Origin of the sequence: Limnobacter thiooxidans (assembly GCF_036323495.1) — a bacterium.
In the GTDB taxonomy this organism is placed as follows: domain Bacteria; phylum Pseudomonadota; class Gammaproteobacteria; order Burkholderiales; family Burkholderiaceae_B; genus Limnobacter; species Limnobacter thiooxidans.
The window spans coordinates 263542-276280 of record NZ_AP028947.1 but is presented as its reverse complement, the minus strand read 5'-3'; the positions used below and the strand labels follow the sequence as shown (position 1 = coordinate 276280).

Annotated in this window: 6 protein-coding genes; 1 reads left to right on the top strand and 5 read right to left on the bottom strand. The window is 49.2% G+C overall.

What is annotated here, in order from left to right; genetic code table 11:
• Positions 1-64: 64 nt before the first annotated feature.
• From RGQ30_RS01250 to RGQ30_RS01240, 3 genes are read right to left on the bottom strand one after another with little or no spacing between them, the layout of a single operon-like run.
• The gene (locus RGQ30_RS01250; protein ID WP_130557017.1) at positions 65-1513 is read right to left on the bottom strand and encodes a TolC family outer membrane protein; all 1449 of its coding nucleotides are present in this window, start codon (positions 1511-1513) and stop codon (positions 65-67) included.
• Entirely contained in the window at positions 1514-2875 is a 1362-nt protein-coding gene (locus RGQ30_RS01245) for an HlyD family type I secretion periplasmic adaptor subunit (RefSeq protein ID WP_338284633.1), read from the bottom strand.
• A complete protein-coding gene (locus tag RGQ30_RS01240) occupies positions 2865-4577 on the bottom strand; it encodes a type I secretion system permease/ATPase (RefSeq protein ID WP_130557019.1) in 1713 nt (570 codons plus the stop codon). Before RGQ30_RS01240 ends, RGQ30_RS01245 begins: the two co-directional genes overlap by 11 nt.
• Before the next feature lie 359 nt (positions 4578-4936).
• On the opposite strand from RGQ30_RS01240, the gene RGQ30_RS01235 reads away from it, so the two are divergent.
• A complete protein-coding gene (locus RGQ30_RS01235) occupies positions 4937-5629 on the top strand; it encodes a Crp/Fnr family transcriptional regulator (protein WP_130557020.1) in 693 nt (230 codons plus the stop codon).
• A 1-nt stretch (position 5630) separates the two neighbouring features.
• On the opposite strand, the gene RGQ30_RS01230 is transcribed toward RGQ30_RS01235, so the two are convergent.
• Both RGQ30_RS01230 and RGQ30_RS01225 read right to left on the bottom strand, forming a co-directional pair.
• Positions 5631-6077 (bottom strand): hypothetical protein, encoded by a 447-nt coding sequence (locus tag RGQ30_RS01230; RefSeq protein WP_130557021.1) that lies wholly within the window; start codon positions 6075-6077, stop codon positions 5631-5633.
• 179 nt (positions 6078-6256) lie between these two features.
• Complete coding sequence (locus tag RGQ30_RS01225) at positions 6257-12454, bottom strand: hypothetical protein (protein ID WP_338284630.1); 6198 nt, start codon at positions 12452-12454, stop codon at positions 6257-6259.
• Between the last annotated feature and the right edge of the window lie 285 nt (positions 12455-12739).

Here is a 12739-nt window from a genome sequence, read left to right as displayed (position 1 = left end):
TTTCGGCAAACAAATTGAACGAAAATGTGAAAAAAATCACAGGGCTGTATCAACCCTGTGATTTTTAGTTCAGCAGAGGCAAATTTAAGAGGGGTAATTCTTCCTGGTTTTGTTGCCCACCCGGCACAGGCAAATCAAGCAAGCGGGGAATTTCTACCGGGCGAGATGCAGGATCGAAAGCACTAAACAGACTGGCCACTTCTTCAGGACCACCTGCACCAGTCAGCAACTTCAGCTTCAGCAACGCGGTCATGGTTTCATACCGGGTGCGCACATAATCTCGCTGGGTTTGATACAACTGCTGTAAGGCGTTCAGCTCATCAAGCTGCACCCGCAGGCCGGCAGACTGACCCAATCGGGCAGCTTTTACGGCCTCGTTGGCTGAATACACGGCTTGTTTGTAAGCCTCTATTTTCTGCTTGCCCAGTAAACACTGGGAGTAAGCCTTTCGAAGCTCGGTGTCTTTTTGCAAGACCATTTCATCAAGTGCGGCTTTTTCCTGTCGCACTTTTTCAACGGCTTGGTCCACTTGTGCAGTGGTACCAAAACCAGAAAACAAGGGCAACTGCATTTGCACCTGCATCACTTCTGAATCAGTTATCTGGTTGATGGTGTTTACAGTGTCATTCTCGGACAATGACTTCACCGCCACAAAATCAACCCTTGGGGTATGACCTGCAAAGGCTCGTTTTTTCTGAATTTTTGCCTGATCTATGCGGCTGCGTGCCACCAGAATTTCGGGGTTGGCGGCCAGCATTTGTTGGCGCAAATTGTCATACACCGTGTTTTCGGGCAGCGCGGGGATGTACTCATCCGTGGCGCCTGCAATATTCACCACCACAAGCCCGGTTAAACCTTCCAGATTTTTTACCTTGCTTTCAAGGTCGTGCTGGGCCTCCAGGTGCTGCGCTTTGGCCAGGTCGTGTTTTGCAGTGACATCCAACACATCCAATCGACTGCTTTCGCCGCCGGCTTTTTGCTTTTGCGTCAGCTTGAGCGACTCGGCCAGGGCAAGTTTTTGCGCATTGGCTGCATTCAGTTGCTCCAAGGCGATCAATACTTCGATGTAGGCTGTGGCAATACGCTGTATCAGATCGAACTCATTGAACTGATAAATGTAGTCGGCTTCTTCAGCCAATTCCTGACCCAAATCGTAGCGTGAAGCCGCGTCCAGACTGTACAAGGGCTGGCGAAGCTGAATACTGTAGGATTTCAAATCAACATCACTGGTTTGCGTGGTGGTGTTGGTACCGCCCAAAAACTCCCGGTCGTATTTGGCCTTGCCCTCGCTGTAGTTGGCCACCACCGAGGGCAATAGCAGCGAGCGGCCGATTACCTCATTCAATTTACCAGCCTTGCGTTCAGCCGCCGCAGCACGAAACGCGGGGTCGTTCACGCGTGCAGCATTCAGCGCTTCCTGCAGGCTGACAGCACCCGCGGTTGCGGGCGCAACAATGCAAGCGGCCAAGGCGAGCACTCCAAGCAAAGGCCTGGCATTCAATTTAAAACTCAATCATTCCTCCTTGAGGGCTGCGCCGAGATGATCCTGAATGGGCTTGACCAGGTAATTAAGCAAAGTACGCTCCCCTGTTTTCACCAGCAAATCAGCCGGCATACCCGGTTGCAAGTCCAAACCTTTCAACTTGCCCATGTCCTTTTCCAGCACTTGAACCTTGACGAGGTAATACGGCATTCCTGTGCGCTCCTCAACCACTCGGTCGGCACCCACGGCCCGAACAAGGCCAGTCACTTGCGGCGTAGTGCTGCGGTTAAAGGCCGGGAAATTGATTTGCACTTCAGAGCCGACAGACACCTTGTCGATCAACTGAACAGCCAGTTGAGCACTAATTTCAAGCGATTCACCAATTGGCACAACCTGCATCAACGATGCACCTGCCTGAACAACTCCACCTTCGGTGTGTACCTGTACGTTGGTGACAACCCCGTTAACCGGGCTTTTCAGTTCCCGGTACTGGTTGTCATATCCCGCAGTACGAAGGCGCTCATCAAGCTCTTCAACCACTCGCTGGGTTTCAGTGAGTTGCGTTTGGGATTCACGCATGAACTGGTTGTTGACCAAGGCAATTCGCTGCCTGATTTCGCCCAACTGCCCTTGAGTGCGGGAAATGGCCGAAAGATCATCGGATACCGCCGCACTGGCCAATGAAGATTGCCGCTCCGCTTCCAGTACCCGGTTGACAGGCAGGTAACCCTCGTTGGCCATGGTCCGCATTGCATCAAGTTGGGCTTTCGAAAGACGCAACTGTTCGCGCCTGTCAGCGAGACTTGCATTCATGCTTCTCAGGCTGCTGCCCAGCGCCACTTCTGTTTCACGCAACGCTTGCAACTCATTCCTCAACGTGGCCTTGCGGGATGCGAAAAGGTCACGCTGTAATGCAATGGCGGCGGTTACGCGTGGATCAGTCGAGTTTTCCTGAAGCCAGGGTGCAAATACTATTTCGTCCCTGCCGGCCAATTCAGAAGACAAACGGTTTTGATTGGCCATGGCGGAAATCCATTGCGTGCGGGCCACTTCAAGCGCAGAGTCAGACCGCACATCATTGAAGGTAATCAGCGTGTCACCTTCTTTGACTTCACTGCCCTCTTGCACATGAATTCGCTCAACCACGCCGCCATATGGATGCTGTATGGTTTTGCTGTTGCCGCTCACGACGACAGTTCCGGAAAGGGGCGCACCTTGATCCAAAGGCACCAACGCAGCCCAAAGAATAAAACCCACAAAACCGATTAGCAACACCGCCCAGCCAAAACGCAGGTGCGGCTTTTCGTCTATATCAAGAACCTCGGCCAGGTGTGCGGGTACGGGTGTAGGCGCTTGAGCAGGGAGCTTATTTTTTTTCAATTCAGGCAGCATTTTGTGCTCCATTTGTGGCGCGGGCTTGCAGTGCTTCCAGCACTTTGGGCGTGGGCCCATGCTGACTGACACGCCCACCTTGCAGCACCAGCAACGCATCAGTATTTCGAAGCAAATCGGCGCGGTGGGTCACCATGACCACTGCTTTTCCCAGTTGCCTGAAACGTGAAATTGCTGCCGACAGCGCAGCCACACCAGCATCGTCCAGGCTCGCATTTGGTTCATCAAGCACAACCAATGAGGGTGCGCCATAAAGTGCACGAGCCAGTGCAATGCGCTGGCGCTGCCCACCCGAGAGACCTGCCCCCTGGGGGCCAAGCTCGGTGTCGTAGCCTTTGGGCAAGCGCAAAATCATTTCATGCACGCCCGCTGCCATGGCCGCCTCGATGACCAAGCGATCATCATCGCCCTCGCGAAACCGAGCGATATTTACTGCCACGGAGCCTTCAAACAATTCGACGTCTTGCGGCAAATAGCCAATGTGTGCGCCCAGCTGTTCGCGATTCCATTGGTGAATGTCTGCCCCGTCGATACGTACCACGCCTTGCTTTGCTGCCCACACCCCCACCAAGGTACGCACCAGCGTACTTTTACCAGCGCCACTTGGGCCGATAACCCCTAACACTGTACCTGCGGGCAGAGTAAAAGAAATGTCATGAATCAATGGCTGATCGGAGCCCGGAGACCCACCAGTAACACCTGCAAATTGCACATTGCCTTTGGGCGCAGGCAGCTCAATTCCTTTTTGTTTTACCGGCGTGCTGTTTAGCAGCTCAAGCAATCGGGTGTAAGAAATTTTGGCTGAAGAAAACTGTTTGTAGGTTGCAATCAACTGGTCAAGTGGTGCCAGCGCTCTCCCCATCAAAATCGACGCGGCGATCATCATTCCAGGGGTAATTTCGTTTTGTAAAGCCAACAAAGCGCCCAAGCCCAAGGCTGCGCTTTGCAGGAAAATCCGAAAGTTTTTACTGGCACTGCCCCACTGCCCAGCCTTGTCGCTGGCTACCGCCTGGAGTGCCAAAAATTTGCCATGCTGTTGACGCCAGCGGTTCATGAAGGCACCCATCATGCCCATGGCCTCAATCACTTCAGCGTTGCGTGTATTTTGATCGGCAACCCGACCACTTTTGGCTGCCAGTTCACTGGCCTCGCTGATGGCCTTGCCACTGCTTTTGTCATTCAACCAGGTCAAGGTGGCTGAAACGATCATGCCAAAAACTGCAAGGACGCCCAGCCAGAAGTCGAAAAGAAACAACACCGCGAGATACAGGGGCATCCATGGCAAATCAAAAAATGCGAGCAGACCAGGGCCGGTGACGAACTGCCGCAAATTGGTAAGGTCACGCAAGGATTGGGAAGCAACTTGCTGACCGGTTTTCAGGTGATGCTGAAAGGCTGCCGAATACACGCGGCGATTGATGGCCATGTCGAACCGGGCACCCACGCGCACCAAGACAAACGTACGGGATGCATCCAGCAACCCCGACAACACCAACATACCCAAGGCCAACAATGTCAGCACTGTCAGAGTGGTGGTGTTTTGACTGGTCATTACACGGTCGTACACCTGCAACATGTATAGCGAGGGCACCAATGCCAGAATATTGACCACTGCGCTGAAAACCGCAACGCTGCGAATGACACTTTTTTCACCCTGTAACAGGTCGGTGAGCTCGTTCTTCTGAAGAAATTGGCGAAACACTGGACATTACCTAAAAGGATGAAAAAATTTTAAACGGCAACATCTTATACAGCAGCCCACCCTGAACAGGATTCAGAATTGTAGAAAACCTGACCAACTGAAATGTTAACTTTCAACAAATAACAAAAAAAGATGATAAAAATCACAGGTGGCAGTTTCAATAAGTAGCAACAAGCCAGACAAGCCCGTAGGGCATGAACTTAATTTGTTTTTAATAGTTGCCATTTCCTGTTGCGTTTCAATGCAAGGTATTATCATTAAAGGCGATTAACAAAATTTCCAAGAAAACCCATGAAGATTCAAAGGCGTTCAATCGTTGGCTACATTTGGCTTGGGTGTTTTGACAGGTAACAACACCTATGATTCTTGAGCATCTGAAGGCGATCGTCATTCTAAAAGATCTGGACGACAGATCCATGCGAAGCATTGAACACTTTTTCACAACCAAAGTTTTCAAAGCTGGGACATGTATTTTGAATTACGACAGCGAGACTGACTCGGTCATGGCTTTGTGCAACGGACTGATTCGCGTTAGCCTGATCACCCCCCAAGCGAAAGAGATGGTAATTCGTGACATCAAGCCTGGCGAGCTTGTTGGAGACTGGGCTGCAATCGACGACAAACCGCGCTCCGCACAGGTTGTAGCAATTCAGGACTCTGTAATCGCTTTGATCAAGAAAACGGATTTCCTGGCATTGGTTACACACCACCCACACATTGCCCTGCGACAAATGCAGGAATTGACCAAGCAATTGCGGGCGATGAGCTGGAGGCTTACTGAATTTGTAGCCATGAAAGCGGACCTGCGGGTGCAAAGTGTCATTCTCGACTTTGCCACACAAACCCCAGAGGGCCTCTTCATTCCGAAAATGGCAGGCCACCAGGAAATTGCAGCCAGGGCATTTACCCAAAGGGAGGTGGTTGCCCGCGAAATTACCGCCCTGCAGAAGGAGGGTGTATTGGTGCGGCACAACGAGGGTTTTCTGATTCCAAACCCTGAGCGACTCGAATTGCTACAAGAACGCAAGACCTATAAACATCAATCGACCTGATTCAACTCCTTAGGCATTGTTCGGCTTGGTCACCCCTTTGATCATCCAACAATCGGTCGCTGAACTCCTGGAAACGTTTTTGCGCCTTGGGGTGCAAGGTGAAATCTCCAATTCGGGTTTTCAACGCTGTTTGCTTGGCCGAATTTTGCCAGTGAATCAACCTGTACACCCGATAACCTGCTTTGTCCAAACGCCTGTCCATGGGGCGATGCCCGCAAGAAAAAGCGAGTAGATCTATTTCATCACGTGTAACAACGAGATCGAAACTGTCTGTTAATAATCCGCGGCGCGCTCTAAGGCGTAGAGATCCTGAGGGCAGTCTTGAAAAGAACACATTGTGCGTAAAGAAGCTTTTGCCTTGATTGAGCAGAATGCCCCTACTGAGCACAAACTTGCCCACGAAAAAAATGAAAATGGCGAAAAATAGAATTCCTGCGATGATCATCATCAATCCTGAATAGCAAGGTTGATGAGATCCTATCGAGTGACATGAATGTACATGAGATGAAGATTGCGGGCTTTAATGATAATTAACATTCTGTAATGTTTTTATCGAAAAAATTGTGAATTTTTTCACTGAAGGAATAGGCAGTGGTTGACCCACCACCGCCTATGCTTCGGGTGTACTTACAGAATCAGGTCTTCAGCGCCAAGTTGAGCGACACCAACCAGATCAATTACAAGCTCTGCTTCTGAATCTGCATTGGTACTCAAGAACAAGGTACCGCTTTCAAATCTGATTTGGCCACTTGCATCAGTTTCATCAAAAAACTCCTCGCGAATAAATACAAAATCGCCCCCAATATTCATGGCGGAAAGATCAATAACATCTACACCTGAAAGGAAGTCCAAGATGGAGTCCATGCTGTCGATACCATTGGAGTCATCGGCTGAAGTGAATACAAATCGATCTCCACCTGCTCCGCCGACCAACAGGTCTGAGCCCAAATCACCCACAAGTGTGTTGTTACCCGAGTTTCCGATAATTCGGTTGTCGCTTGAGTTACCGGTGAGCGAAATATTTCCAGCAGCAAGTGCAGTCAGGTTTTCAATGAAGTCAGCCAACTGATAACTTACCGATGAGTTGACAGAATCAATCCCCTCGTTCGCCACTTCAATCACAGTGTCACCGGCGTTGTCTACCCAATAGGTGTCGTTGCCAGTGCCGCCGATCATTTCATCGGCCCCTTGACCGCCATTGATTCGATCGTTACCAGCCCCACCATTCAACTGGTTGTTGCCAGTATTTCCGTTTAACGTGTTGGCAAGACTGTTACCAGTTCCGCTGGTAGCTGATGAGCCGGTCAGTGTAAGGCGTTCAACGTTGTTACCCAAGGTATAGCTGACTGACGAAAGAACGGTATCGGTCCCCGAAGAGGAAGACTCGACAACCACATCAGCTACATTTTCGACGATGTATGTGTCGTTTCCTGCACCACCCATTAACGTGTCTACTCCAATACCGCCATCAAGAATGTTTGCACTTGCATTGCCCGAAATTACATTATTAAGCGTATTTCCGGTGCCAGTAAGCTGCCCCTGCCCAACCAGGTTCAGGTTTTCTAGATTCGCTCCCAAAGTGTATGAAAGTAGAGAGTTGACTGTATCCGAACCACTATTGGCAGCCTCGATAACTTGATCAAGTCCGGAATCAACAAAAAAAGTATCATCGCCTGCACCGCCATTCATGCTGTCGTTACCGGTACCACCATCCAGCGTATCGTTCCCGTTCAGGCCCGATAGCGTGTCGTCCCCTTCTCCACCCAACAAAATATTGGCACCAGTGTTGCCCGAAATGAAGTTTGCAAGTTGGTTACCAGTACCGTTGAGGGCCGCTCCGCCCGAGAGGGCGAGTCGCTCCAGATTCGCGCCCAATGTGTATGAAATGCTTGAACTGACGGTGTCATCACCCTCGGCAGCATTTTCAATAACAGCATCGGCAGACGAATTGACAACATAAGTGTCATTACCTGTACCACCGCGCATATTGTCATTGTTGCCACCGCCATCCAAGCGATCATTGCCGCCCCCGCCAATCAAGATGTCGTTACCATTACCGCCTGCCAGCGAATTCGCTGCATCATTACCTATGAGGACATTGGCAAGTGTGTTGCCAGTGGCGTTGATCGCACCGTTTCCTGTCAAAGTTAAGTTTTCGACATTGACGGCCAGGGTGAAGGTGACTGAAGACAACACTGAATCATTGCCCTCATTTGTCGCCTCAATGACTTGGTCCAAGGTGCTATCAACACTGTAAACATCGTTACCCAAACCACCTTTCAAAGTGTCATTGCCCGCACCACCATTGAGGGTGTCGTTGCCTGCCAAACCTTCAACGGTATCGTCCCCGCCCAAGGCCTCAATCACGTCATCCTGAGCTGTACCAAGCAGCGAGTCTGCACCCTCTGTGGGCACATTGGTTACAGGCAAGCTAGCGGGTACGAAGTTTTCTTCACGCAATTGGTCAATTTGTACGTTTTGCAGCAAGGCCACTTGAACATAACTACCACCTACGCCGGTGAAACTGAATTCAAGAAGGGTATCAGCACCAGCTTGGCTTAACCGTGAGTGACCTGACTGAAATGGATTGCCACCAGCGTAATTTGTGGCGTATTTTAGATAGTCTTGGAAGTCAAGTTTGTCACCCATGGTACCCACAGTAAAGTCGGTGACGGTGAGGCTCATAGCCAAACCAATTGACGCATTGAATGCATTGGTAATGACCAAGTCGCTACCTGCACCCAATGTTAGAACATGACTAGCACCACTCAAGGCCACAGTGTCATTGCCAACACCCAGGTTAGCAACTGAGGTGCTTCCATTGAAATTGGTATGCAAGGACACGAAGTCGTCACCAATACCAGCGTCTACATTGGAGGAACCTGAGTCCATGGTTACGGTAATAGAGTCGTTGCCTGCCCCGCCGATTACAGTAACTTGACCGCTGACTGCAGTGATACCGTCTATTGAAGACACCACAATGGTGTCGTTACCTTCACCACCGTCTGCCAGGTCCGTACCAAAACCAGTATCAGCTACGATCAAACGGTCGTCGCCAGCCCCACCGAATAGTTGATCATTCCCGTTACCGCCATCAAGCGTATCGTTGCCATCAAGACCACTGATTACGTTGGCGGCTGAATTGCCCAGAATAAAGTTGCTCAAGCTATTACCAGTGCCATTGACTGGATTAGAGCCGGTCAGAACAAGATTTTCAACATGAGTACCTAATTCATAATCAATTGTCGACCTTACTGTGTCATTACCTTCGCCAGCTTTTTCAATCACGGAGTCGGTGAGGTCGTCAATTAGATACGTATCATCACCGAGGCCACCCAACAGGGTGTCATTTCCAGCCCCACCCATCAGCCTATCACTTCCAGCAAGACCGTAAATTGCATCGTCACCACCGAGACCATCTAGAATGTCGTCCGCGCTCGTACCTAGGATAATTTCGGAATTGACAGTAGGCGGATCTGCATAGGGCGAAGCAGGCGGATTGAAGTTCTCAGGAAGGAAGGTCGTGATATCGACATTCAATAGGGTTACGACAGTTTGGAAAGATGAGTCCAAACCACGTGCATCTCGATCAAATTGCAACAGAACACTTGAACCAGATTGAACCAGACGAAGGAAACCTGCAGCGAAAGGATTTGAACCATCAGAAGAAAACGGAAATACGAATAGGCGACTCAGGTCAATTACGTCACCGCCTGTGCCTGTTTGAAAATCAGTCACGATGATTGTATCTAGTGTGGCTTTATTGAAGACCATTTTGTTTGCATCAATCGAAATCGTGTCACTTCCAGACCCTGTTGTAACTTGCACCAATCCGCTTGCATTCAAATCGCCAGAAAAACCGCCTTCTATTTGAATTAAGTCGTCTCCGGCACCACCATTCGCTATGATTTGACTACCATCGAGAACTCCACGAACATAAACCCGGTCGTCGCCATCGTCCCCGTTAACACTTACTATTGCCCCGAATGAATCTCCGGCGAATAAAATGTCGTCTCCGTCGCCGCCATTGAGGGCGTCGCTTCCACCGTCACCGTAAATGGTATCTCGCCCTGTACCACCGTTAACTACATCGTTACCGGAACCACCTGACAAGAAGTCATCGCCAGATTCACCGTTAATAACGTCGTCCCCATCATCGCCAGACAAGGTGTCGCTTCCACTACCACCTTCTATGGTGTCATTGCCCTCTCCCCCGAAAATACTGTCGCGACCAGCCAACCCACGAATAACGTCGTTACCGCCAGCACCATTCAGATTGTCATCGCCGGTATTCCCGTTGATGGTTTGGTTTGTGCTTGCGCCGTTATTGATTACCTGGGCTGCATTTGCAGACCCAGCGGGCAAAAAGTTAACCCCGTTGTATGAGAAATTCTCTCGAACGAGTGACGAAGTGGTGGTATTTTTCAACGTGAGGACTGTGCGGAAACTGAATTCTGTGCCTGCGCCGTCTACATCGAACTGTAAATTAACATCTGAATTGTTTTGTACGATGCGTACAAATCTGTTGGCGCCTGCAAAGGGATTGGTGACACCATCATAGCCTTGTGTGTAACTGATCAAAGGCAATAAATCAACAACGTCACCACCAACACCTGCAGTGAAGTCATTGATTACAACCACTGTTGTTGTTTGTTTAAACAATGCATGGATTCCGCCGACACCAACAATATCGACGCCTGTACCAGTATTAATTGTGATGGTCCCCAAACCGCTGTTTGACAAGAACCTACTATTCACCTGAATGTTGTCATCACCTTCGCCACCATTCACGGTAGCCGCAACACCAAACCCACCCAGAATGGAGATGTCATCATCACCGGCACCGCCATTCAGCATTTGTACTGTGCTCTCTTCAGAGACTTCCACACTAAGAAAGTCGTCGCCCTCACCACCGCTCAAGATGTTATTGCCCGAATATTCGAACAATCGATCCCTACCTGCTCCTCCATTTAAAACATCGTCACCAAAGTCACCATACAACTGATCGTTTCCGGCATCGCCGTTCAAAACGTCGTCTGCTCCGCCACCAAAAACGATGTCGTCACCCGAGCCAGCATTAACCAAGTCCTCGCTTGAGCCACTTTGGATCGTCTCATTCAGTGCACTCGCATTCAGGGCAATTTGCCCCACAAACGGGTTGATTCCAAATCCATTCAAACTAAAGTTTTCAGAACTAAGAGAGGCAACTGTGAGATTTTGAAAGATGAGTACCGTTTGAAAGGCAGATTGATTTCCAGAGCCATCTGGGTCTAGTTGCAAGAGCACATCGCTGCCATGTTGCGCAATCCTCAGGTATTGGTTTCTTTCATTGAAAGGATTCGATATTCCGTCGTATCCGGAAACTGCAGCCATTAGAGGCAAAAGATCGATAATGTCGCCGGCCTCGCCGGCAGTGAAGTCTGTAATGATTACATTGGTCGGAAGTTCACCAAAAACGGGGCGAAGCCCACTTACACTGACGGTATCTACCCCAGCACCAGTCGCGATGGTGACGTTTCCACCATTTCCTGTTGAGAATGTAGAAGTTACTCTAATGTCATCTTCACCCTCGCCCGCGCTGATCGTGGCATTTACACCATGTCCGCCTAATACGGTGATAGTGTCGTCACCTGAGCCGCCGTCCAACAATTGAATGGAGTTATCTGTCCTGTTTTCGGAGTAAAGAAAGTCGTCCCCCGCGCCACCATTCAAGGAATTGTTACCTTCGGTGTCGTACAACTGGTCGTTACCGGAACCACCATTCAAAGTATCGTCACCAGCGCTGCCATCGATGTAATCGTCGCCGCCATCACCGTTCAACACATCGTTGCCATCCTGGCCATAAAGCTGATCAGCACCACTCCCGCCGTTTAACGTGTCATTCCCTTCGCCGCCCTGAATGAAGTCATTTCCGCCAGAGCCATTAACTATGTCATTACCACCAGCCCCATTGAGAGAATCACCGCCCGTACCACCGCTGATTGTTTGATTTGAATTGGCGCCATTGTTGGTGATTGGAGTGCCATTTGGGGCACCTGAGGTTAGATAGTTGATTCCTTGATACTCGAAATTTTCTCGCACCAATGAAGAAGAACTTAGGTTTTTCAGTCGAAGAATCGTTTGGAATCGGTACTCAGTTCCAGCCCCATCCACATCAAAAAGCAAAAGGGTGTCTGCTCCGCTTTGGGTCACAGTGACATAACGAGTCGCAGAAAAGAAAGGATTTACAGTACCGTCATAACCCTGCGCCCAATTCATGAGTGAATCTAACCGGATCACATCGCCGTTTACCCCAGCTGTGAAGTCATTAACTGTAACGTTATCCAAGGGTGCTCGGGCATTCGCCTGCGCACCGTTGACGTCGATTTTATCAACACCAGTACCGGTTTGAATGACATATGAGGACGCCTGACTGAATGAAGAATTATTCACTGAGAATACGTCATCACCCTCTCCGCCGTTTGCTTGTACCGATATCTCAGTTGGGCCATTGGACAAGAAAAAGCGATCATCTCCTGCATCGCCGTTCAGCACTATCGAGTCATTATTACCAACGCCAGAAAGGTAGAAAGAATCGTCCCCATCTCCACCATTTGCAATGTCATGCCCACCACCAACATAGAGTGAGTCTCGGCCAGAACCACCATTCAGAACGTCATCCCCGGCATCGCCAAAGACGGTGTCATTTCCTGAACCACCGTTAACAATGTCGTTTCCATTCCCGGCGTAAACAGCATCATTTCCGGAACCAGAATTGATTGTTTCGCTGTCATTCAAACCATAAATTGTGTCGTTTGTCTTGGTACCGTTTTTGATTCGACTCATGAACTCACCCATCCCTAAGGTTCTAAAAACCATTTAATTTAAGGGTCTTATACTAGGGAATACTTGTCGAAAATTTAATCCGAAAAACTACACCAAGAAAATCTTTAAATTTTGAAAAAAATTAAATAAATTTGAAAACCCCACCAACCATAATTCACTTAAAATCGACGAATAAACTAAAAAAATCCATCATTATTAGTTACTTAGAAAAATAAAACTATAACTCTTAATTGAAATTAGGTTAAGAAAATTATTAAACCAATATCTATAAAATACCTAATTTAG

Excerpts from the sequence above, each read along its gene's own strand:
- RGQ30_RS01245 (WP_338284633.1), bottom strand. The coding sequence starts at position 2,875 with ATGCTGCCTGAATTGAAAAAAAATAAGCTCCCTGCTCAAGCGCCTACA.
- RGQ30_RS01235 (WP_130557020.1), top strand. The coding sequence starts at position 4,937 with ATGATTCTTGAGCATCTGAAGGCGATCGTCATTCTAAAAGATCTGGAC.
- RGQ30_RS01230 (WP_130557021.1), bottom strand. The coding sequence starts at position 6,077 with ATGATGATCATCGCAGGAATTCTATTTTTCGCCATTTTCATTTTTTTC.
- RGQ30_RS01225 (WP_338284630.1), bottom strand. The coding sequence starts at position 12,454 with ATGAGTCGAATCAAAAACGGTACCAAGACAAACGACACAATTTATGGT.